Here is a 21,876-nt window from a genome sequence, read left to right on the forward strand (position 1 = left end):
ATGGAAACTGCTATGGCAGTGGAGCCTTATGCTGATTACATGATAGCTTCCGAAGAAACAGAGCCTGGAACCGGCTGGTATTATACATCATGGCTTAATGCGCTTTCAAAGAACAGCTCCATTGAGACAATAGATCTGGCAAAGATACTGGTGGATGATTTTACAGCTGCGTCTGCTTCAGCATCATCAAGGGCAAAGACTACCTTGTCTATTATCGACCTTGCAGAGTTTAAGGGCGTGATACCCTCTGTACTTGGAGCCTTTGGCCAGAATCTTAGTTCACAGATAAAAAGTGATAACTATCAGCAGGTAGCACAGGCCAGATCTGATACGAGAGAATTTGCATCATCTTCACATATAGACCAGATAGATCTTGTTAATTTCTGTAATAATCTGGGAACAAACGAGGCTTTGGATCTTGCAAAAGCCGTATCAGGCTGTGTCAAATACAACAAAACCTATAATGTGACCAATGCATACGGGATGAGCGTTTATTTCCCTTACAGCTCGCTGAAATCTGTAAACAATATGGTCAAGATATATGACAATCTGGAGGTGGATGATTCTTATGCTGAGTCAATAAAGTCATTTGCTCAGCTGGAATCGGCAGGTCAGATAGTGACTTCTCAAACTTCAGGTTCAACAGGACTCTTTGATGTCCTCATGGGAGGCAGCTCTTCAACAGGATCTGCTCAAGGAGGCAGTATCGAGAGCATCCTCTTGCAGGCTCTTATGTCAGGCGGATCATCGGGCATAACCAGCAGCTCAGGAGGAAGCGCCGGATACGGCTCAGCTCTCACAAGCTTTGCTTCTATTCTGGGAGGAAGTCAGGCAGGAGCTACTGCTCAGGCAGATTCTCTTGCATCACTTTTGGGTGCAAGAGCTCCGATCACAGAAGAAGATCTTCAGCTGACTAATGAGGGCGGCAGGGAAATATTGAAACTGGCCGAAGATAAATGGCAGGAGATTGATACCGTGGCGATCAACGTATTTGTGGATGATGGCCACGGCTATATAGATATGGGACTGGATAATATAGCAAGCTATGATGACGATGGTGATCTGATCGTGGACTATGATGGGGACTGGCTTGCAGTAAACGGCAACATGGCAGCCTACTATCTCTCATCTGATGATTATGATGAGGAAAGCGGTTATTATGTCACAAATGGCTATATACCGGCAGAGCTAAATGGTGAAAGAGTCAATCTCCTTATTGAGTTCTCTGAAAAAGATCCTGATGGTACCATACTTGGTGCTCAGAAGGTTTACAAAAATGAAGAAACAGGTGAAGTGACACAGGCAAAGGGTCTTATAGAGCCAAAAGATGGTGATACACTTAGGCTTCTGTGCGACTACTATAAGCCTGATGGAAGCTTTGATGACAGCTATTATCTTGGAGAGCCCATTGAAGTATCAGGCGAGGGCATGGAGCTTATGACGCTTACCATGGATAACGATAAAGTATATTACAACTACAGGCTTACAGACTATTATGGATCCAATTACTGGACTCCTCTTAGGGAACTGGCCAGGTAATAGCAGAGGGGAAGATGGGATTGCATTTAGCTTACAATATAGACCTGGATGTAGCAGGGCTGATGATCCTGGTGATCCTGTACATAGTTGTCAGGACCAATTATTCCGTAACGGATGATCTTATCCAGTTCAGGAGGTTTCTGGTAGCGGCTGCGCTGACAGTTGCTGCAGATATAGCCACCTGTGTAGCGATTGGCTCGGCCAGGGTCATGAATCCTCTTTTGGCATCTGTCATTTATATGTCATATTATGACCTTCAGATGCTGGCCGGTTACTATATGTGCTGTTATATAGCCATACTAAAAAAGAGAAGAGGGGGAGGGGACGATTACCACTCAGAGACGCTGCTTCCCGGTCTGATATTTGTGGGAGCTGTCATTTTGATGATCATCAATCTCTTTATGGGATTCTTTAATCGCTTTGACAGGGAACTGGGATATAGTCATGGACCTTTCTTTGGCCTTATGTTCATCCTTCCGCTGATAATGGTCTTTATATCCATAAGCCTGCTCATAAGAGCCAGGTCTGTGCTTAGAAAATGGGAGATACGGACTATACTGATACTATATACTCTCCTGGTGGTGGGTATAGCTTTAAGAGTGACCATTCTTCCTGAATACATGCCGGATGGCTTCCTCATAGCTCTTGGTGCGCTGGGAATCCTCTTTTCCCTGGAAACACCGGACTACAGAAGCCTGATGAAGACTATGGATGACCTGGAGAGGGCTACCAGGATCAAAGATAACTTTTTGATATCCATAACTCATGAAGTCAGAACTCCCATCAACACAATGCTGGGAATGAATGAGCTGATACTGAGAAAATCAGACAATGACGAAGTCAGGGAATGTGCTGAGAATGCAGTTGAAGCCGGAAATACACTCCTGTCGCTGGTCAATGATCTGCTTGATCTGTCCAAAGTGGAGTCCGGTACTCAGGAAATAGTAAATGCAGAGTATGAGCCTGCATCCCTAATCAACGATTGTTATAACATGATCAGTGACAGAGCAGCTTCCAAAGGGCTGGAGTTTACCATCATCTGCGAAGAGACCATACCCTCGCTCTTAAAGGGTGACATGATCAGGATCCGCCAAGTCATGATCAACATGCTGACCAACGCTGTAAAATATACAGACAAGGGAAGCATCATAATGGAGGTCAGGGGAAGGGAAATAGGAGAAGGCAGAGTCAACTTCATAATCAAGGTCAGTGATACCGGCATAGGCATAAGAGAAGAAGATCTGCCAAAGGTATTTGAGAAATTTGGAAGAGCTGATCTTCCAAGGAACAGATCCATAGAGGGAACCGGACTTGGCATGCCTCTTAGTAAGGGCCTTTGTCAGGCTATGAATGGTGATATAGAGGTAATGTCCACATTTGGAAAGGGCTCTATCTTTATAGCGACTATCCCTCAGGAGGTGGTGGATCCAACACCCCTTGGAACCTTTAAGATAGGTGGAGAGCACAAGAATATAGCGCCCATGAAATACCATCTCTTCAATGCGCCGAAAGCAAAGATACTCATAGTAGATGACACAAAGCTGAACTTAAAGCTCATCAAAAAGCTCCTTGAGCCTACTCAGGTGCAGGTGACAACAGCAGAGAGCGGTCCTAAAGCCCTTAGCCTTCTTGAAGAGGAAGAATATGACCTGATCTTCATGGATCATCTGATGCCAGATATGGACGGCATAGAAACCTATAAGCTTTTTAAAGAATCAAACAGCAGCTTTAACAAGAATACTCCTGTCATTATGCTCACCGCAAACGCAATGAGGGGGATGAAAGAGGAATATCTGGCAATGGGCTTTGATGATTATCTGGGAAAACCTGTCATTGGAGAAAAGCTGGAGCAGATGATCATCAAGTGGTTACCGGCAGATCTCATAGAGCTGTTGTAAGAGATAGTTGTAATTGGATCTGTGTCAGCTGCTTGCAGCCAGCGAAAGAAAACTGATAAAGCGGGGGGAGACTAATGAGGTTTATACACATTTCTGACCTTCATCTGGGCCTAAAGCTTATAAACAGAGACCTGATAAAAGATCAGGAGTATATCCTTGACAGGATCGTTGAGCTGGCAGGGGCCAATAAAGTAGATGCAGTGGTCATAGCGGGAGATATATATGATAAGGCGATACCTTCTGCTGAAGCCGTGACTCTTTTTGACGGCTTTATAAACAAGCTTTCAAAAGCTCTTTGTGATGCGCCGGTTTTGGCTATCAGCGGCAATCATGACAGTGCTCCAAGACTGGATCTGTATAGGAATATCCTCAAGAAACACAATTTTTATATGATAGGCATGCCTCCAGCATCAAAGGAGGATCATATTGAACGCGTTACCTTAACGGATGAGTATGGGGAGGTTGATTTTTATCTTCTTCCCTTTATAAAGCCGTCCATGATCAAGGCTATAGTTGGAACTGACGAAAACGGTAATAACCTCTCCTACCGGGAGTCTCTAAAAAGGCTCCTGGAAAGGGAGGTTATTGATATGTCAAAGAGAAATGTTCTTGTCAGCCACCAGTTCTATCTTCCTGCAGGAAAAAACGCAGACGATATAGAGCGAATGGAGTCAGAGATAGTAACTGTGGGCAATATCGATGCTGTGGGAGCAGATATGCTCATGGCTTTTGATTATGCTGCACTTGGTCATATACATAAACCAATGACGGTAGGAGAGGATAGATTCAGGTATTCCGGCACACCTATGGCTTATTCAGCGGACGAAGCAGGGCAGATAAAGGGCGCGCTATTGGTTGATCTTGGTCCAAAGGGTGAGCTGTCTGTAAACCAGCTACCAATAGTTCCTCTTCATGAGGTAAGGGTAATAACAGGCAGCTACAAAGAGCTGCTGAATATGAGCTCAGATGACTATATATTTGCTGTCATAACAGACACTACAGATCTTGATGTTATAGATATGCAGGATAGAATGAGACATGCCTTCCCCAATCTCCTCGAGATACGCAGGCAACATTTAAAAAAGGCAAGTTATAAAAAGTTTCAGGGAGCAGAAAAGGTACGTAATCCTTTTGAGCTATGCATGGATTTTATAGGGGAAGCTGATGAGGAGGATATGGAGCTATTAAAGGATGTGATCAACACTGTCACGGAGGAGAATAGATGAAGCCTATCAGTCTGGAGATGAAGTCTTTTGGCTCTTATGGTCAAAAGACTGTGATAGATTTTTCAAAACCTCAGCAGAATATTTTTTTGATATCAGGTGATACAGGAGCCGGTAAGACTACTATTTTTGATGCCATGGTCTTTGCATTGTACGGTGAAGCCAGTTCTGAGCTAAATAAAAAGGATGGCCGAGAGCTGCAGAGTGATTATGCTGCGATTGATGAAGAGCCATATGTAGAGCTTCTCTTTAGCGAGAGGGAAGGGGATGAGGACAGGATCTACATGGTCAAAAGGAGTCCCCAGCACATTAGGAGCTATAAGAGAAAAAACGGTACTACAAATGTGTCGGAAGAAGTGACTCTTACCATGCCTGATGGAACAATCTATCCGCAAAAGGAGACAGACAAGAAGCTGATAGAGATAATAGGTCTTACAAAGAGCCAGTTTATGCAGGTAGGAATGATCGCTCAGGGCGAGTTCATGAACCTCCTAAGGTCAAGATCCGACGACAAAAAGCAGGTATTTAGGAAGCTTTTTGCCACAGGGCTCTACCAGGATATAGTAGACGAGCTCTATCGCAGAAAAAAAGAGATGGAAAAGGAGCTGGCAAAATACGGCACAAGGGCTTCCACAGAGATCTCCCACGTTGAGATCCCATCTATGGAGGATATGGACGAGTTATATGATGACGAGGTGATAAAAGCTCAATTTGATAAAATTCGTCTTCTTAAAAAGTCTATTATCTCCTCAGATAGTTATAAGGGAGCTGAGACGGAAGAGCTATATGAGCTTATGGGCATTGTCTGCCCTCAGCTGAAAGCAGTGAAAAAAGCCAAAGATAAAGAACTTGCTCTTGCTCTTAAAGGGAGAGACAAAGCAAGAGAAGATCATGCCGCGGCAGAAAGCCTTCAGGGCTTTTGGCAACAGCTGGACAGGGCCCAAAAGGATCTGGCTCTGTGCGAGGAAGAAGAGAAGGATATAAAGGCATTAGAAAAACTTGGCAGAAACATAGAGTTGTCATGGATGATTAAGGAATCCTATGACAGATTTAGCGACAAACAAAAGGAGCTTGATAAAGAAGGAAAGGAGTTAAATGAATGCCGCAAGCTTGCACCTGTGGCAGCCTCAGAGACAGAGGAAAAAAAGGATCTGTATTCAGCGGCAGACAGGAAAAGGAGCGATACAGCAGCTGCCTTTAACAGGACAAAAGAGAAGACCCAAAGGGCGCTGGATACCTTTGACGGGATAGATAAGCTTGGTACTGAGATAGAGCTTTGCGAAAAAGTTTTTAAGGAAATGGCGGCAAAGCATAAGAAGGCAGCCGATGATGAAAACGCATATAAGGAAAACAAAAAGCTCTGGAAAGAAGAGGCTGAAGAAATAGGTAATCCTGCCGGACTGATTGAGCAGCACAAAAAAACTCTGCAGGACCTGGAAATGGCCATGGAGAACCTTAAGGAGTATGTTTGCGCCGGCGATGAATTGTCACAGACGGCTAGCGAGCTGGATAAAGGGAGAAAGAAATATGAGCTGTCCAAAAAGGCCTATGAAGAATACAGGGAAGAGCTAAGTGCCAAGGAATCAGTCTTTTATGATGCCCAGGCGGGAATGCTGGCTAAATATAAGCTAAAGGCCAATGAGCCTTGCCCGGTATGTGGTTCCCTTGACCATCCCAAGCCATGCATACTTCCTGATGATATTAAGGAGATGACCAGGCAGGAAATTGAAGAGATGAGGAGCAGCGCCGACAGGCTCAGAAAAAGCATGGAAGAGGATGCTGCAGCTGTCAATGCTCTCATTGCGGTGCATAAGGAAAAAGAAGCACAGGCTGGCTCGACCTTGTCAAGGCTGGAAACGTCAGTAAAAAGAGCGGGACTTGAAATGAAAGCTGGTCCCTTGGGGGATATAAAGGAAGCCGAAAATGATCTGAGCTTAATGCTGAGTGACCACTATCAAAAAGAGGAAAAACTCGTAAGGGAGCTTGAAAGAAAGCTTGAAAGAAAAGCAAAGCTTGAAGAACTCCTTGCAAAAGCAGATCAAGAAGAAGAGAAGCTCCAGACTGCAGTAAAAGATGCGCTTGTCTCCGAACAAAGAGCAGAAAAAGAGCTGGCTGAGAAGATATCAGCCATGGAAACACTTAAATCCTCTCTGGAATATAAAGATAGAGAAGATGCAAGAAAAGAGCAGGAGAAGAGCAGGCAGTGCCTGGATAAAGCAGATGCATCGTACAAGGAGGCTCTTAGCGCGCTAAGGGAAGCTGAGGGAAAGCAAAAGAGCAATGATGCGCTGATCAGAAAACTGGAGGGTGACATTCCAAAGCTACAGGAAGAGAGGGATAGTAGAAAAGAAGAATATCAAAAAGTTTTGGATAATAATAAGATGACAGAGCCTGAGTGGAAGGAAATCATATCAGGTCATAAAAGAGCTGAAGCAGAAGAACTCAGGAGTAAAGTAAATGAACATGCAAAAAAGAAAGAAAGCGCAAGGAGCCTTAAGGAAGAGGCTTTAAAAAACGTGGAGGGCAAGGATCGCCCGGACATGGGGGCGCTGGGAGATAATGTCCAAAAAGCTTCAGAGGCATATGACAAGGCCAAAGACTGGCAGCAAAGGGCAGAGTCAGTATATGGTACCAACGAAAAAGTTCTTGCTAATCTCAAACCTATGCTGGAGACCCGAGGCGATATAAGCCGCAGATACAGCAAGCTTGGGGGACTTTATAGTATCCTGGCAGGCAAAGTCACAGGTGCCAGGATGGATATTGAGACCTATGTACAAAGATATTATCTAGAGAGGATCCTTGATGCTGCCAATGACAGGTTTCAGACCATGTCAGCGGGGCAGTATGAGCTGCGTATCTGCAGTCTTGAACAGGCAGGAACAGGCAGGAACAGAGGCCTGGATCTTATGGTCTATTCCGATATTACAGGCAAGGAGAGGGAAATAGGGACCTTGTCAGGTGGCGAATCCTTTATGGCAGCTTTGTCTCTGGCTCTTGGTATGGCGGATACTATTCAGGAGAATAGTGCTGCTATCAATATGGATGTGATGTTTATAGACGAAGGCTTTGGATCACTTGATGAGCATTCAAGGAATCAGGCTGTCAAAGTTCTGACCAATATGGCCGGAAGTTCCAAGCTTATAGGTATTATTTCCCATGTATCTGAGCTGAGCCGAGAGATAGAAGATCAGCTTATTGTGACAAAGGACGAAAACGGTAGTCATATTAAATGGCAGATTAGCTGACAGGGGAGAAAAGAGGACTGATGATAGGAAGAGCAGGCAGGAGCATATCTATAATGCTGGCGACTGTGCTGGCCATAGTGAGCGTATCCTCAAATAGTCTTGATACGTATGGTCTGCAAAGCTTTAATAAGGCCAGCTTGTCAGTATCTGATAACAATCTGGCAGGAGGAGAGCGAACAGGGCAGATTGTTGATGATCTGGAACTCTTCAAGACCTGCGATGATGTTCCGGAATTTTATAATGGCAATTATTACGAGGCTGCATCTTATGATTATCAGGAGCTGATAAATGCTTCTAAGGCCCGCAAAATATCTAAGGGAAAGGGAGTCAGGGTAGCAGTGATAGATAGCGGTATTGACAGTGATCATGAAGATCTAAGGCCGGTGACTGCGGCTACGGTCATACCGGATGAAGCATATGGAACAGGTGGTTTTATGTCGGGAAATGAGGGGCCTGAGGATCACCATGGTCACGGTACCCAGGTAGCAGGCATTATTGCCGCCAGAGACAATGGCAAGGGAGTAACCGGTATCGCTCCGGAAGCTTCTGTTATTTCCATCAAAGCTCTGGATCAGAAATCTCCGGGAGCTATGCCAAGTACAGGTATACAGGAATTATTGGATGCTATAGAATATGCTGTTTCACATAATGTGGATATTATCAATCTCAGTATTGGCATGGATTCATCAATATATTATGACAATATTGGTGATCCGGAGGGAGTATATCACGACGGCTTTGTAAGTCTTGACGCGGCTATAGCAAATGCTGCCGCTAAAGGTATTATCATAGTGTGTTCAGCAGGCAATAACAGAGGCCAGGTCATGTATCCGGCGATCCATCCTGATGTGATCGCTGTTGCTGCCTATGACACAATGATTGAGGATATAGCGGAATTTTCTGCTTATGGACCTGAAGTTGATGTAATAGCTCCGGGTACCGGGCTTAATACTACTACAATCAATAATGATTACAGGCTATTTACCGGTACCAGTGCAGCAACGCCGGTAGTGACAGGAGCTATAGCCAATCTTATTGCTCTGGCCAGGGCGGCTAAGAGGTCTGTGACTCCCTCAGAAGTCAGAGATTACCTCAGGCAATCCTCTCAAAAGCTAAATGGTCAGGATGATAAAGATGACAGATACGGCTATGGCATGATAGATGCCCTTGCGCTTTTGAAAGCATATAAGAAGGCACACCCTTCCCAGGGCGGTTCCTCTGGTAAAAATGGAGGGAGCGGGGCTAGTAGCGGTCAGGATACGTCTGCAGAAGAAGGAATGGGGCCTTCCGAAAATGGAGGAAGCAGTGGGTTGGCTGCGGGTGCAACAAATGCGGAGAGCTCGGCTAAATCCGCCGCTGAAGGCCTCTCAGGTCCTTTATATGATGACATATTTAAGACTCAGGGAGCAGACACAGCTGCACCAGGGAAAATACAATACGTGCCTTCAAAAGCCGTGGCTAGCGGAGCGTCTGGGAAGGAGTCTTTGCTGATATCAGGAGAAAGAAATAGTGTGTCAGTTTCGGATAATACAGTATCTGATAACTCTGTATCAGACAATTCCGTGTCAGATAATAAAGCAGACGCCGGTATAGATGAGGAGGACAATTCCGGAAAAAACCAAAGCGTTGAGAAGGGAGAGATAAAGCCGGAAAAACCAGCGGTCTCTCCGGCTTTGATAGTCATTCTTATTGTTCTTTTACTGCTATTTATCATCTTCTTTATAATTCTTGCAGGGAAGAAGCAAAAAGATGATGAAGAGAATGTTACCTGAGGGTGATATCAACGCTGATCTTTAGATCTGTCGCATTTTCGGCCTGAGATCTAAAGGTGACAAGAAGCGGGACCTTGTATTTGCCAGCTTTGACGCTAATGAGGGTAGAAGCATTAGCTAAAGAGGACTGGTCATCAGATAGTCTGATTGTGACAAGCCCGTCTTCTTCATAGTTTGCGCTAAAGGGACTTTTCTTAGAGGTGTCCACTATCACGTTTTCTATCTTACCGTAAGCGCTGCTTATACGGAATATTGCAGAATCCTTGCTTGATGTACGGTCTATACTCTGACTGTTTTCAGATACCTTGCTTATCTTGCCGGGATTGTTTTTAACTTCTATCTTAAGATCCTTATTTAGCCTGGCGCTGGTCCCGTTTTCATAGGTGACAAACAAATTGCAGTATAGATATCCCGAATTTAAAGGTGCATCTTCCTTGGCACTGATACTCCATTTGCCTGAAGAGTTTTGTATGGCTCTCAGGAGTCTGTAGTCTTTGCTGTGACCGGCGATATTTGCACTGACAGGGGTCATTGATACTATCTTTGACATGATAAGGTCGCTGTTTGAACTGTTATTTACAGTCAGGGTGAGTGCGGGGCCTGCTGAGCGGTCAATGGCATTGATGGAGCCTTTTATCTTTCCTGTGAGGCTTATGGGCTTTTGGTTGCCGTCCACAACTATGACAGTCAGCTTTAGAGGATTGTATCCCCTTAGGATATCTGATGATGAAGGGCTTAGAGTAAGCTTATATTTGCCCGCAGGAACGGACTGATCCTTTAAGCTGACCTTTAGCTTCTGCTGCGCGCTGTTAAACTCCACATTAAAGTATCCGGAATTCTGATATACATATTTCAGAGCTTCTCCCTGGCTTCTGAGCTCTATGATGTCATAGTCTCCTCCGCTTACGCCGTTATTGAGTGTTATGCTTGCCCTGGAGGCCTTGACGTTTGTACGTACGCGGGATGCGGTGCTGATAGTGATGGGAAGCTTTTGAGGAGTGGACAGGCAGCCGCCGCTAAAGACTATTGTGCCCTTTATAGCACGTCCCTTTACAGGTATATTTATAAAGCTTCCTTCGACAGTCCTTTCTTCGATATCAGCAGTCTCGTCGGATAAGTTTGTGAATATCAGCTTTTTGCCTGATCTCTTGTATTCAATATGATAATTTAAACCGTCATATTCTGAACTTATCACTCCTTTTTTGTTTCTTAGAGCATACTTTTGTTCTTTGTCATCTATTCTTCCCTTTATCTGCTTCGTAGAAACGCTCTTTAAGTTAAGGGAGGACTTTTGGGCTTTCAGGGACAATTTTTTGCGTATCACAAGCTTTCCCGTGTAGGAATCGGGATCACAGTAGCTATCATCCATTGTAAAGGCTATGGTCATGGGGCTTTTTGCCTTATAACGGGCATCTTCTGTCCTGGCAAGAGTGATAAGGCCGCTTGCAGCTGCTTCCTCAGAGTTTTCCAGCTGATAATTGTCATTTATAGCCTCTGCGCTCTCTATGTGGGAGAGTCCGCTGCCTGATACGCGAAGCTGAGCCTTGCCCTTATCATGATCGCTTCTGTATAGGAAATCCGGGGTAACGGTCTGCTTAACAGAGAGAACAGGTTTGACAGGATTTATTACCACTGTGACTTTGGAAGCAAAAAAGCCTTTGCTGCTGCTGCAAAGAATTTTGACATTCTTATAGGTCTTCTTGCCTTTTCTGATCATGGAGGACCTGGCATCGTCATTTTCAAAAGCTATATTTACTCTGCCGTTGTTATTGGTCAGCATAAGGCCTGACAGAGCGCTGTTATTAAATGCCAGCCCTGAAACTGACATATCTCCCTGACTGATAAAAAAGTGTCCGGGATCTGTCAGATATGGATTGATCCTGATGGTGCTCCTGTCTGCATACGGAGTATCGTCCTTTATGGTGAGACGGATCCTGCGGCTTGTTCCCAGGGAGTCAGATGAGCGCAGGGTTATGACTGCTGTACCTGCTTTTATAAGGCTTAGCTTCACGCTCATGGACAGCTTGTCCCTGGATAGTGTCTGAGAGCTTATCTTGACTATGGCGCTGTCTGAAGACGATGCAGTTACAGCTGACAGGGGAGCTGATTTTCCGTTTTGATCCTCTGCAGTAAGATCCAGGTACAGGTAATTGGAGGCTTTGGAATCAAAGCCCCCATCAGCGGAATCTATCACAAGCTCTCCGTCTGCGCTCTGCCCAGCCTGGAGTGCTCTTTGAAGGCTGTCTATATGAGTTATGCTGCTCTTTCCAAGCTCATAATTAATAGAGCTGATCAGAGAATCGGAGCTGTGGCTAAGAGTTGTCAGGGTCAGACTTGCCGAGGCAGGAGAGGAGAGGATACGATCCTCCTTGTAAACAGACAATATGACCTTGATGCGCAGCTGCCTGCTGGCAGGCAGGGAAGCGGCAGCTCTCAGAGACAATTGGTCCAGTGTAAGGACAGTGCTATCGCTGTCAAAATAAGTCTCAATATCTGCGGGTATTGTCAGAGAAGCTCTTAACTCGCGATCAGCACTGTAGGATGGGATTTGGGATAATCTCGTTATGGGAGCCCCCATGCAGAGAGGCTGCAGGCTGTAGCTTACTGCAGAGCCTTCTGTCAGGAGTCCCGTAAATGTGCTGTCTGTGGCTTTTAATTCCAGGCCTTTTATATAGCTGACAGGGCAGCTGACTTTGTAGACATATGCTGATGAGCTCTTCTCTGCTGCTTTTATCTCCAGGGAGATCTCTCTTTGAGGTGCTGAATCAGAAGGGCTAATGGACTTGTTCAGCAAGGATACAGAATATCTGTTGCCATAAGGGTCCTGGTATATATAGGAGCCTCCTGATCTTTCCAGACCGCAGACTTCTCCAAGGAGTTCGTCTTCAGTGATAGTACTGTCAGCATTGCCTATGAGATTGCAGATCAGGGAGCTTCTAAGATTCCTGGTGATACTATCTCCCAGGCTATTGCCATTTGTAAGCTGCATAGGAGCTGGGACTATTGTTCTGGAGCTTGTCAGCTTCTGATTGGCTATAGTCAGTGTGGCTGTGATGGTGATCGCATCAGGGGAAGATATCCTGTGAGTATATGACAGAGCGGTACCTGATGATACTTCCTGTGAGTTGACATACCAGGACACTCCGTAGTCCCATTCAAAACTGTAATCTGCAGGATCTGTGACCAGCCCCAGATGGAGCTCGTCACCCTCTTTTACCCCCTGAGAAGTTTCTCCTGTTTGATCCAGCTCTCTGCAGGAGATGGATATGGAAGAGGGGAGACTGATGCCCTGCATCGCTTCTTCTGCTATGCGGGGGTCTACGGCATTATTGGCTGCAGGTACATTGCTGCTCCACATCCTTATGAGCTTCTCCGGAAAAGAGTTGTATCCGCTTATTATCACATCAGAGCACTCGTCGTGATGGCCCTTTGCAGTAAGTGTATAGCTCTTTGTCTGGCCGTTTGTGTTCTTTATGTTGTAGCTTGCTGACAGTGATGTGGAGTCCAGTGCATCAATTTCACTGTCAGTCTTATTAAAATACTTATAGCTGAGGGATGCTGTATCATCCCAGGTGACGTCTACAATATACCATACACCGTCTATACAGGTCTTATTCCATTCGTGATCCATGCTGGTCTGTGCGAGAGTCTGTATGCCAAGACCGTTCATCAGAAGGGCAAATGCCTGGGAATAGCCTGCACAGACAGACTTTTTGCCGGAGGTATTTCTCAGTACGCTGTAGCAGGACTGGTAATAATAGTTATTTTCATTGCTGTACGCATTGTAGGAGTTATCATAAGAAACCTGTAAAGCTACATAATCGTGGATATATTTTTCGATCTCCTTAGTAGAAAGGCCAGTGGGAAGAGATGCATAGCAGGAGTCTATGGCGGACCTGACCTCTTCAATAGCAGCCCTTCTAGCACTACCGTCAAGAAAGGCGCTGTAGATGCAAAGTCCTACTGAGTTATTGCTGTAGAACATGGTATTGCTGATAAAGAAGAACTGGGGATTCTCCAGTCGGAAGATGTATGCGATCTTTAGACCGTGGGCTATGGGATTGGCTTCTGACTTAAAGGGAAGGCTAAAGGATTTGAAATACTGGCCAAGATCCTCGTCAGAATACATCAGAGCAGAAAAATAGCTGTAGAAATTGTCATAGAGCTGCTGCTCATCAGGGGTCAAGGTGTAGTTTCTGAAATAATCGCAGTTAAAGCTTTCCCATTCAGATACAGAGCTTGCCTTAAATAGATCAATGTCAGGAGCTTCATTTGTTTCTTCAGGGATATCCAGATGCAGGATATTTACTTCTATATCACTGCCTTCATTGACTATAAAGCTGTCAAGAACGCGTATTTCGTCGTCTTGGCAGGGCAGATCGTTGCAGGAGACGCTGAGCTCTTCTGCAGGATATATTTCCTCCACGGAATATATTTCCTCTGCAGAAAAAGCAGCTGAAGGGATTGATAATTGTGCAAATAGGATGCAAGATAATATAATAGATAAAGGCCGAAATTTCATGATCATCCCTCCCCGCCTCATACTGCGCCCGGATACGTTTCCTAGAGGATCCGATTATTTTATCGGCGAAAAGTGCTTATCAATAGACCACCTTCGTCCGAAATAATTAGATGTAAGGATCAAGTTAGCAGTAACGAGAGATTTTTGTATAAAGGGGATGTGGATATGACCAGTGAGGATATGCTTGTTAAACTAGATGAGATGATCGGCCATGCTGTAAGACAGGCCATTAGTGACCCGATACATGCTTCTGACTGGGTGGAGATCAGAGTGAGTCTTCAAGATGCAGCTACCAGGATCAAGCAGCTTCGGGAGAAGTAAGTATATATTCTTGTGAGTAACTATCAAAAACACGCATTTAATGCGTGTTTCTTGATGAGATTTTGGGGGAGACAATGGAAGTAAGCGAACTGGTTGGGCTTATAGAGCTTCCTTATCAGATGAGGGAGCCTCTGACAGCTGCGGGAGAGTATGTCAGAAATCACTATAGCGAGATAGAACCCTATCTTAATAAGCTTTCTGACAGAAATACCATGGAAGAGGGCAATAATGAACTGATCAAGGTCTTAAGGGAAGATCCAGGTTCTTTTAAGATCCTCTATTGCCATTTACTTATGGCGGTCAAAAGCCATGACAGATATGTCATATCTGGGATTCCGGACAAAATCTTCATAGATACCATGAAATGCTTTACAAGATTTGCCAAAGAATGTCTTGTAAGGAATAAAAGCATGTATTTTGACAGGGCTTTTTGGACCTACAGGCAGGTATCCATGAATCTTTTCAGGTTGGGAGAATTGGAATACGAGATCTGCTCTGACAGAGGCTCTGACGTTATCAGCATACATATCCCGTCGGATGCGGATCTTAACGATGAGAAGCTGGATATGTCTTTTAAGCTTGCAGAATTCTTCTTTAAGAGCTATTTCCCTTCATACAGGATAGAAAGGTATATATGTGACTCCTGGCTTTTGTCTCCGGCTTTAAAGGAGCTTTTGGGTGAGGATTCAGGGATACTCAGATTTCAAAGCTATTTTGAGATCCTTGATTTTGATGAGAGTAACCTGGACTGCCTTGAATGGCTCTTTAGAGTCCCGGCTGGCACAGCTTATGAGCTTTTGCCAGAGGATACCTCTCTGCAGCGAAGCGTGAAGCAGATGCTGCTGGGCGGCAGGACTCCTGGCGCGGCATATGGCGTGCTAAGAGACCGCAGGACAAAGTGATGATCAGGTTTTTTGAAAGTGAGATAGATATCATGGATGAAGTTTTTAATGAGTATTATTCCATTACAGACAGAAAGAAGCGTCTGAGCTTTCTGGAAGAGCACAGAAATGAGGACGATCCCATTCTTTATGATTACCGGCAATATTACAAAAAGCTCAGATACAGGGATAAAACAATTTTTTCCCCTGAGGCAGACCTCTTCATTGGTGCTTTTATGGGCCTTTTGGGTCTTTATAATCAGAATCCTCCCATAGGGACTGCCAAGAAAGACTATCTGGATTATCTAAAGGCACTGGATCTGCCCTTTAAGGGAGATAAAGCCAAAGAAGAGATATTGTACCTGGAGCTGAGGAATGCAGCAGCTCTTCTTATGGAAACAGCAAATAGCGAGTCCTATCATAGACGCTTTATGGGCCTTGTGGTATCAGGAGAGGACACAAGAAAAGAGCAGATGTGCGCAGATCTCTGGAAGATATCCATGGGACTGGCAGGACGTCTCTATATAGAAGAGGAAGCATCGCTCCTTATAAAAGCTATAAATGATGAATTTGTATCAAGAACGGAAGGCGCATTGTCCCTGGAGGATTCCTACAGAGAATGCAGAAAGGTTACAGTATGACGACTAGTATTTTTCCTGAAGAAGGAAACTGGTATAAGGGCAATATGCATATGCACACCACAAGAAGTGATGGCAGGGTGAGCCCGGACGTGGCCAGGCAGATCTATAAGGATGCCGGCTATGATTTTATTGCCATAACAGATCACTGGAAGGCCAGTGTCAATATAGAAGCCCAGGACGGCTTTTTGGAGCTGGCGGGAGCCGAGTATGACACAGGAGACATGGTGACAAAGCCCATACATCATATCGTTGGCGTGGGTATGACGGAACCTGTGGACCTTGCCCTTTATCACATGCATCCCGTGGAGGATATCATAGACAAGGTAAGACAGGCGGGAGGCATTGCAATATATGCCCATCCGGCATGGTCACTTATGGATCCCTGGGATATCACCAAGCTAAAGGGTATAGTGGCAGCTGAAGTCTGGAATTCTGTATCTGATACTCCATCAGGCAATGGTAGAAGAGCAGACTCTTCTCAGTATTTTGACCTCTGGGGAACAAGAGGCATATATATCCCTGCTATGGCCGCAGATGACAGCCATCAGTACAGAGGCGAGGAGACTGTAGGCTTTACCATGGTCAAAGCAGCTGAGCTTACAAGGCAGGCTATCCTGGATGCAATAGTAAAGGGTCATTTCTATGCCAGCCAGGGCCCCAGGATCATATCCATCACAAGGACGGACAATAGGATCCATTTGTGCTGCAGCGATGCTGCGGAGGCATATTTTGTATCCAATAATATTTGGAGTGATCAGAGGGTACAGGATGTAAGAGGCGGAGAAGCCTGGTACGATTTTAACAGTATTGATACATACGTAAGGATAGAACTTAGGGACGAAGAGGGCCGCATGGCCTGGTCATCACCTATCAGGAAGTAATGAAGGGACAGTTAATGGAAGGCGTTAGGATAGAGCCCGTTACATTAGATGACGCGGCTGAGATACTTGATATTTACAAATACTATGTGGAAGAAACGGTCATAACCTTTGAGACAGAGGTACCCTCAGTGGAGGAATTCAGGGAACGCATCAGGACTACTATCAATAAATACCCTTATATCAAGGCAGTATCAGATGGCAGGATCCTGGGATATGCATATACAGGCTGCTTTAAGGCTCGCAGCGCATATGACTGGGCTGTGGAGACCACTATATATCTAAGGCATGATCTTACAAGAGGGGGACTGGGAAAGCTCCTGTACGGCGAGCTTGAGAGGATATCTCGCTTGCAGAATATCACCAATATGAATGCATGTATAGGATATCCTGAGGTTGAGGATGAATACCTTACCAGGAACAGCGCTGACTTCCATGAACACATGGGATATTCGCTGGCAGGCCGTTTTCACAAGTGCGGATATAAATTTGGCCGCTGGTATGACATGATATGGATGGAGAAGATAATAGCAAGGCACAAGGACAAACCGGAAGCTTTTATTCCCTGGCCCCAATTAAGGGGTCTTGATTGAATAAATGATAATAAAATATGGGTGGAGACCCGGTATGGAGGAATAGCATGAACGACCATTTACTAATGATGACGCCTCTTTTTGATCACAAGATCTGGGGAGGCAGACGACTCAGGGACGAATTTGGCTATGAAGTGGAGGGGGATGATATCGGAGAATGCCTGGGAATATCGGGCGACAGCTTTGGAGATACCCTGGTGATGACAGGAGTTTATAAGGGGAAGAGCCTGTCAGAGCTGTGGAATGAGCACAGAGAGCTCTTTGGCGGGATAGAAGGGGACAAGTTCCCGCTTCTGATCAAGCTCATAGATGCCAGAGAGGATCTTAGTATACAGGTTCATCCCGATGACAGCTATGCAGCAGAGCATGAAAACGGATCTCTTGGAAAGACTGAATGCTGGTATATCCTCTCGTGTGATAAGGGAGCAAGCATTGTGGCGGGGCATAATGCGTCTACAAAAGAAGAGCTCAGAGCCATGATCGATGAGAGACGCTGGAATGACTTGATCAGAGAGCTTCCGGTAGCTCCCGGAGATTTTATCCAGATAGATCCAGGTACCATTCACGCCATCAAGGGCGGGATACTTCTCATCGAGACCCAGCAGAGCAGTGATATCACATACAGGCTTTATGATTATGACCGTCTCTCGGACGGCAAGCTTAGACCCTTGCATATCGATCAGAGTAAGGATGTGATCGTAGTACCCTCACCCGATCCGGAAAAGACAGTGGTCCATGACAGGGATTACAAGGACGGCATGGTGGACCTTGCTGCTGTGTCCACTAATGTGCTGGGCCTTCACAAATGTGATTATTATGCGGTATACAGGCTTGATATCAATGGCGAATTGTGCTTTACACAGGATGCTCCCTTTGTAAATATGACTGTTACTGAGGGAGAGGGAGAGATAGCATGTATCCCTGAGGGAGCTGAAGCAGCTGATGATGATTTTATGCCTCTGAAGAAAGGAGATTTCTTTATTCTCACATCAGGCGGCTACAAATGCGTTATTAAGGGCCGTATGCAGATAATGGCTTCTTCTGTGACTGTAATAGAGTCCCTGGAGAATATGGATAAATAATATATATCCCGGCATCTAACAGGCTGCGGGATAAACGGAAAATATAAAAGAGACAGGAAGCATGTCAGAAGCTGACACTATCTTCCTGTCTCTTATTATCTGCAATATTAAGGGTTATCAGCAGAGCTCTTTGCCCAATATGGGAGCAACAGCAGAAGAGCCTATCCTGTCAGCGCCTGCTTCCATCATCTTCTCTGCATCTTCTACGGTGCGGATACCGCCTGCGGCTTTGATCTTAACATCAGGACCAATATGCTCTTTAAAAAGAGTGATATCCTCCAGCACAGCACCTGCAGTGCCAAAACCTGTAGATGTCTTGATATAATCAGCGCCTACCTTGGTAACTATCTCACACATTTTGATCTTCTCGGCCTCAGTAAGATAGCAGGTCTCGATGATGACCTTGAGGATATAGCCCTTTGTGGCTTCTCTGATTGCTGCAAGTTCGTTTTCTACAGCGTCAAAGTCGCCGTTCTTGACATCTGTAAGGTTAATGACAGTATCTATTTCCTTTGCACCGTCTTCAATAGCCTTCCTGGCTTCCAGGACCTTGGCCTGGGTTACGCTGTAGCCAAGAGGAAAGCCTATAACGGTACAGATTGTGAGATCATCTTTGTAGCAGTCGTGTACTTTCTTGATATAGCAAGGGGGGATGCAGACTGAAGCAGTTTTGTATTTAACAGCCTCATCACAGAGCTTTTTGATGCCCTCCCAGCTTGCATCTGCCTTGAGCAGAGTATGGTCAATGGCTTTTAAGATCTTTGTTCCGTCCATTTTGATACCTCCATAGATCTATTATTGGTTATATTGTTCAGCAATTTGTCTTGCATACAACATTATAACATACGCGGACATGTTATAATAATCACAGCGGCATTAGGGGGAAAAGAGCCGTTTGGGGAAAAGCATATTAACAGTTTGGAGCTATTATGAGATCAATTTATCTGGATAGAGGCTGGAAATTTACGAGAGAAGGCCTTGGCCCTCATGATCTGTTGTCAGATCATGCCAGGGACATTATCAAACAGTATAGTGACGGAGTAATAGTCGAAGATCTGGATGAGAAAGACTGGAAGAATGTTACATTGCCCCATGATATGCTTCTGGAAGGTGAATATACCAGGAGTTATATCAAGGATTATGGCAACAGACTTTTTTTGTCCGGTTCTCTTGAAGCAGTGATAGGCTGGTATCGCAAGAAGTTCTATTTAGGTGGTGAACTTGAGGGCAAGCGCTTTATCCTGCATTTTGACGGTGCGGGCAGGGAAGTACGCGTATATCTGAATGAAAGCTTTGTATGCAAGAGTATAAGCAGATCAGGAGCCTTTGATGTTGATGTGACTGATGTCATAAGGACAGGTGAAGAAAATGTCAATATTCTGGCAGTGAGAGTGGACAGCAGTGAGCCTGACCTTCCCTGGTATCAGGGAGGCGGTATTTACGATCATGTGCGCCTGGAAGTCCTGGAGCAGGCAGATATAGTAGATGATGATATTCTCGTAGAAACAGTTTATGAAGCAGATGCTGACAAAGCTGTCATAAATATAGACTGTCCCGTATCCGTATCTGATGGGATAGATCATGATCTGGAGATCGATGTGTCTATCATGGATCATGAAGGGAACAGCATGGCAAGTGCAGATAGCGCATTAAGCGTTGGGCCCGCTAGCAGCTCCCACTGCCATCTAAAACTTGAGATGTCATCTCCGGTCCTTTGGGAGTGTGATTCTCCTGCCCTGTATAGCGCAGTGCTGACTCTGACTGACAAGATGACAGACAGGAAAAGCGTCCATGTCAGGAATTTTGGTATCAGATCTATGTCCTATTATCAGGGAAGGGGCAATTATCTTAATTTCAAGCCCATAAATATTACCGGTGTCAGTATCTACAGAGACCATGCGGGCTGCGGAGTTGCAGTACCTGATTCTATCAAGGAATTCAGGCTTGTCAGGTTAAAAGAGCTGGGCTTTAATGCAATACGTTTTGCCGGCGGGGCAGCTTCCCGCCACGATCTTGAGCTTTGTGACAGGCTGGGCTTTCTTGTTTATAATGAAATTGGCTTTGAGGCAAATGCAGAGGAGAGTGCTGCTGAGCTGAGAAAGATGATCAGGATCTCCAGAAACCATCCTTCTGTATACTGCTATGGGATCAGAGGTCTTGGCAGCTCCCTTGCAGAGCTGTGCTCAGGCATGGATCATCTAAGAACGCTTTCTTCTATAGCTGAAAAGGAGGATCCTCAAAGGCTTTTTGCCGTAGGCATTAAGCACAACAAAGATGCAGATATTGATTGGGATGGAATAGAACAGCTGTTTACTATAGCGGATGTGATCAGTAGTCTGGGTGACAATGATTTTACAGACAGGCTCTGCGACAGGTTTCCTGAGGCGCCTGTGATGCTGGGCTGTATAGAGACCCCTGCCTGGGTCAGAAACTGCTGGGTATGTGTACAGCGCAAGATTGACTACCGCGATGCGATAAGAGGCCTTGTAGAGGCTGACAGGCTTATCAGAAGAAGGGCTGAGCACAGCCTTGGTTTCTTCCTGGCTACAGCCTATGACCACAGGGGTGATCCACAGCCCCTGGAATATCCTGCTGTTTTATCCCAGACAGGCCTTTTGGATGCATGCGGTTATATGAAGGATGTATCCTGGTACTGGAAGAGCAGGCTCGGGAGCGAGCCTATAGCGTGGCTGTTCCCCGGCTGGGAGGATATAGAGCAGCTTGATAAGCCTGTAGATATTTATGCCTTTTCCAATCTGGATACAGTGGAGCTCTCATCAGGCAGAAAGAGCCTTGGAAGGATCAAGGTGCCTGAAAGTGGTATTGTGAAGTGGGAAGGCGTAGGAGAGCAGGAGGAGCCTCTGCACATAAGGGGTTGGCACAAATACAAGAAGCTGATCGACAAAACTGAGGATTTTTCCGGCAGCCCCTTTAATATCAGGATAGAGCCCGCAGATGACTCTATTGTAATAGGTGACGGAGATGTTATAATAATGAATCTGTCACTTTTGGATGTAAACGGTAATGTATCAAAGAGCGCTGAGGACTGGATATCCCTGAGGGTCTCAGGGGCCGGGGTATTTGCCGGCTGTGGCAACGGGGCTCCCCTTGATCATGACAGTGACCTTAATCCACACAGAAAGGCTTTTCACGGTCGTATGCAGTTCCTGATACGAGTGACCGGCAAAGGCAATCTGATCAAAGTAAGTGCATCTACAGATAAGCTTAGGACTGAATGCACTATAACCTTATAACACATCCGGCAAAATGCCGGGGAATAG

General features: G+C 45.3%; 14 protein-coding genes. 12 read left to right on the forward strand and 2 right to left on the reverse strand.

Going from position 1 to position 21,876, the window contains the following annotated elements:
- From G636_RS0108320 to G636_RS0108340, 5 genes are all read left to right on the forward strand, one after another.
- Positions 1 to 1,539: clostripain-related cysteine peptidase (locus G636_RS0108320; RefSeq protein ID WP_026507671.1), on the forward strand; the 1,539-nt coding region annotated here is incomplete at its 5' end.
- A 14-nt stretch (positions 1,540 to 1,553) separates the two neighbouring features.
- The gene (locus G636_RS19520) at positions 1,554 to 3,437 is read left to right on the forward strand and encodes an ATP-binding response regulator (RefSeq protein ID WP_051226755.1); all 1,884 of its coding nucleotides are present in this window, start codon (positions 1,554 to 1,556) and stop codon (positions 3,435 to 3,437) included.
- A gap of 74 nt (positions 3,438 to 3,511) precedes the next feature.
- A complete protein-coding gene (locus tag G636_RS0108330) occupies positions 3,512 to 4,663 on the forward strand; it encodes an exonuclease SbcCD subunit D (RefSeq protein ID WP_026507672.1) in 1,152 nt (383 codons plus the stop codon).
- Positions 4,660 to 7,905 (forward strand): AAA family ATPase, encoded by a 3,246-nt coding sequence (locus tag G636_RS0108335; RefSeq protein ID WP_026507673.1) that lies wholly within the window; start codon positions 4,660 to 4,662, stop codon positions 7,903 to 7,905. The genes G636_RS0108330 and G636_RS0108335 overlap by 4 nt, the downstream gene beginning before the upstream one ends.
- Positions 7,906 to 7,925: 20 nt before the next feature.
- Positions 7,926 to 9,677: a S8 family peptidase gene (locus G636_RS0108340; protein WP_026507674.1), complete on the forward strand. Its 1,752-nt coding sequence runs from the start codon at positions 7,926 to 7,928 to the stop codon at positions 9,675 to 9,677.
- Here the strand turns inward: G636_RS0108340 and G636_RS0108345 are convergent.
- The gene (locus tag G636_RS0108345) at positions 9,670 to 14,103 is read right to left on the reverse strand and encodes a transglutaminase domain-containing protein (RefSeq protein ID WP_155832354.1); all 4,434 of its coding nucleotides are present in this window, start codon (positions 14,101 to 14,103) and stop codon (positions 9,670 to 9,672) included. The two genes, G636_RS0108340 and G636_RS0108345, sit on opposite strands and share 8 nt — an antisense overlap.
- 261 nt (positions 14,104 to 14,364) lie before the next feature.
- Between G636_RS0108345 and G636_RS20290 the strand changes: the two genes are divergently transcribed.
- From G636_RS20290 to G636_RS0108375, 6 genes are all read left to right on the forward strand, one after another.
- The gene (locus G636_RS20290) at positions 14,365 to 14,520 is read left to right on the forward strand and encodes a hypothetical protein (protein WP_155832355.1); all 156 of its coding nucleotides are present in this window, start codon (positions 14,365 to 14,367) and stop codon (positions 14,518 to 14,520) included.
- A 74-nt stretch (positions 14,521 to 14,594) separates the two neighbouring features.
- Positions 14,595 to 15,422 (forward strand): acyltransferase domain-containing protein, encoded by an 828-nt coding sequence (locus tag G636_RS0108355; protein ID WP_026507676.1) that lies wholly within the window; start codon positions 14,595 to 14,597, stop codon positions 15,420 to 15,422.
- Positions 15,422 to 16,042, forward strand: coding sequence for a DUF6553 family protein (locus tag G636_RS0108360; protein WP_026507677.1), 621 nt, complete (start codon positions 15,422 to 15,424; stop codon positions 16,040 to 16,042). The genes G636_RS0108355 and G636_RS0108360 overlap by 1 nt, the downstream gene beginning before the upstream one ends.
- The gene (locus tag G636_RS0108365) at positions 16,039 to 16,923 is read left to right on the forward strand and encodes a PHP domain-containing protein (RefSeq protein ID WP_155832356.1); all 885 of its coding nucleotides are present in this window, start codon (positions 16,039 to 16,041) and stop codon (positions 16,921 to 16,923) included. Before G636_RS0108360 ends, G636_RS0108365 begins: the two co-directional genes overlap by 4 nt.
- The gene (locus G636_RS0108370; RefSeq protein WP_242826941.1) at positions 16,923 to 17,513 is read left to right on the forward strand and encodes a GNAT family N-acetyltransferase; all 591 of its coding nucleotides are present in this window, start codon (positions 16,923 to 16,925) and stop codon (positions 17,511 to 17,513) included. Before G636_RS0108365 ends, G636_RS0108370 begins: the two co-directional genes overlap by 1 nt.
- Positions 17,514 to 17,560: 47 nt before the next feature.
- Positions 17,561 to 18,595, forward strand: coding sequence for a type I phosphomannose isomerase catalytic subunit (locus G636_RS0108375; RefSeq protein ID WP_026507680.1), 1,035 nt, complete (start codon positions 17,561 to 17,563; stop codon positions 18,593 to 18,595).
- A 117-nt stretch (positions 18,596 to 18,712) separates the two neighbouring features.
- Here G636_RS0108375 and deoC read toward each other — a convergent pair whose 3' ends face one another.
- Positions 18,713 to 19,369 (reverse strand): deoxyribose-phosphate aldolase, encoded by a 657-nt coding sequence (gene deoC / locus G636_RS0108380; RefSeq protein ID WP_026507681.1) that lies wholly within the window; start codon positions 19,367 to 19,369, stop codon positions 18,713 to 18,715.
- Positions 19,370 to 19,524: 155 nt separating this feature from the next.
- On the opposite strand from deoC, the gene G636_RS0108385 reads away from it, so the two are divergent.
- Entirely contained in the window at positions 19,525 to 21,849 is a 2,325-nt protein-coding gene (locus tag G636_RS0108385) for a glycoside hydrolase family 2 protein (RefSeq protein ID WP_026507682.1), read from the forward strand.
- Positions 21,850 to 21,876: the final 27 nt, after the last annotated feature.

Source organism: Butyrivibrio sp. MC2013 (assembly GCF_000424585.1).
Classification (GTDB): Bacteria; Bacillota; Clostridia; order Lachnospirales; family Lachnospiraceae; genus Butyrivibrio.